Source organism: Exiguobacterium sp. s127 (assembly GCF_018618695.1).
GTDB classification, from domain to species: Bacteria; Bacillota; Bacilli; order Exiguobacteriales; family Exiguobacteriaceae; genus Exiguobacterium_A; species Exiguobacterium_A oxidotolerans.
The window spans coordinates 1-476 of the sequence record NZ_JACSMO010000030.1; the positions used below are offsets into that span (position 1 = coordinate 1).

Annotated in this window: 1 pseudogene; it reads right to left on the bottom strand. The window is 41.6% G+C overall.

From position 1 onward, the window contains the following. Window positions 1–61 precede the first annotated feature (61 nt). Window positions 62–476: pseudogene (locus KNP98_RS16135) on the bottom strand (hypothetical protein); the annotation flags it as partial.

Genomic DNA, 476 nt, shown 5'->3' on the forward strand with positions numbered 1-476 from the left:
ACCGTTCTAGAAATGGACAAGTTTCACAGATTTTTGGATCTGATACGTACTCCCGTCTTCATTCCCGTGTAGTTGTTCGATAGACAAGCTGCTGATCATTTTCACAGAGATAGCAATCGTAATACGCATCACAATAAAAATGATACTATCGTGAATATTACCTGGTGTGACAATTGTCCCGAGGACAAAACCATTCCGATCACATGCTGTATGAAAGGAATAGGCGAATTGCTTTTCACGCTTCCCCTTCACGTAATATCCTGACTCAGGATCCGTGGTACTCTCCTTCGTCAAACGTCGATCATTCTCGTCCTTCTTCTTGGGGGTAAAACGCTTTTTTTTCCGTGCGCCTCACAATCATCATTGATTTCTTGTTCCAGTTCATCTTGATAAAAACGTGCTGCACGACGAACATGTTTCTTTTTATATTTCCGCTTATTCGCATTTGCTTTGACGTGTGTCGAATCGATAAACAG